Origin of the sequence: Phenylobacterium sp. (assembly GCF_030693805.1) — a bacterium.
Classification (GTDB): domain Bacteria; phylum Pseudomonadota; class Alphaproteobacteria; order Caulobacterales; family Caulobacteraceae; genus Phenylobacterium.
In genome coordinates this window covers 1-1,317 of the sequence record NZ_JAUXZW010000044.1, presented here as the reverse complement: position 1 = coordinate 1,317, position 1,317 = coordinate 1, and the positions used below count along the sequence as shown (strand labels likewise).

The 1,317-nt window shown below is 64.1% G+C and carries 3 protein-coding genes; 2 read left to right on the top strand and 1 reads right to left on the bottom strand.

Annotated elements, in window-relative coordinates:
- The coding region (locus Q8M88_RS01990) for a hypothetical protein (protein ID WP_305594555.1) at window positions 1-348 on the top strand (348 nt) is incomplete at its 5' end.
- A gap of 105 nt (window positions 349-453) precedes the next feature.
- Window positions 454-999, top strand: a complete 546-nt coding sequence (locus tag Q8M88_RS01985; protein WP_305594553.1) for a chorismate lyase — start codon at window positions 454-456, stop codon at window positions 997-999.
- Between the two features lie 18 nt (window positions 1,000-1,017).
- On the opposite strand, the gene Q8M88_RS01980 is transcribed toward Q8M88_RS01985, so the two are convergent.
- Window positions 1,018-1,317, bottom strand: a 300-nt coding sequence (locus tag Q8M88_RS01980; protein WP_305594551.1) for an aminotransferase class IV, incomplete at its 5' end; no start/stop codon positions are given.

Below are 1,317 nucleotides of genomic sequence, written 5' to 3'. Positions count from 1 at the left end.
TGTGGTGATGGTAGCGGGGTGTCGCCTCGCCGCAATCGTTGCTCAAGACATTTCGAAGAACATACCCAGCATATGCGTGGGTGCCCGTTGACGGAAAGCAGTCCGGATGCGATGGCCCTGCGGTATAACCGCGACGACATGAATTCTGACTCGCCTCACCCCGCCAACCGCTGCCACTTCTGTGCGGCCACCAGCTACCACCACCTGATCGCGCGCGACCAGGCGGGCACCTTGCGCCCCACCAAAACGCTGGTGTGCGACGGCTGTGGACGGCAGTTCGACGACACAGAGGCCTGGCGCAGCGGCGCCGATGCGGCCAGCGCGTCACGAGAGGTTGGCAAGCCTTGACGGCAGAACGCTGCCACCCTCCCCTGCTTTCCCTGCGCTTCTTTTTTCTTCATTCCCCGTACCTTGTCTGCCGTGAGCCAGCTTCGACACCGCACGCGCGCGCACATGCTCCGATCTGCTGTTCCATCGATCAACGCATGGCTGTTCGCGGGCGGGTCGTTGACCGCGCGCTTGCGCGCGCATGGGGCGGTGGAGGTGATCGTGGTGAAGCAGGGTGCTGCCGCGCTGTGGCCGGCAGAGCAAGGGGATTTGAACTGCCGCTGTGCCTACGCCCGCGAGGTCATCCTGCTGCTCAATGGCAGAGCGGCGGTGTGGGCGCGCAGCGTGACCCCTATCCCGGCGTTCCACGGCGCCTGGAAGTCATTGGCCGGTCTGGGAACACGGCCACTTGCCGAATTGCTGTTCGAGGGGCGGTCATTGGATCGGAGTGAGCTGGTGCCCCATCGGCTGGAGCGGCAGGGTCCCGTGACTCAATGGGTGCGACAGGCCACTGGCCAGATCTCTTTGGTGGCTGGCCAATCCGCATATGCGTTCGAGCTACCCATCTGGGGTCGCAGCTCCGTGTTCTGGCGCAGGCGGCAGCCGCTGCGTGTGTTTGAGGCCTTCGCGCCCTGGGTCACACAGTTGCCCACCTCACGCACCGGCCCCTGACAAGCTCTGGTTCTGGGTTCAGGCCAGCTTGGCGCTTAACTTGGTGTCTATCCACCCGCGCAGGCTGTTGAAGAACGCAATCGCTTGCGCTTGGTTCAGGTCGGCGCGGGTGATCACAGCTTCTCGCAACCGGCCCTCTTTGAGGAGTTGATGCCGGCCCACACCTGGCAAGAGGCCGCAACTCAAAGGGGGCGTGAACCACTCACCGCCCAGCTTCAGCGCCACATTGCCCCGGGTGAACTCGGTCAACGCTTCCTGCTCGTTCCACAGCAGCGTGTCGAAGACGCCAGGGGTTGTCGGTGCGAACGCGTCGTAGTG

What these genes read in the sequence shown, in the direction of transcription:
- Q8M88_RS01985 (WP_305594553.1), top strand. Translation starts at nt 454, where the DNA reads ATGCTCCGATCTGCTGTTCCATCGATCAACGCATGGCTGTTCGCGGGC.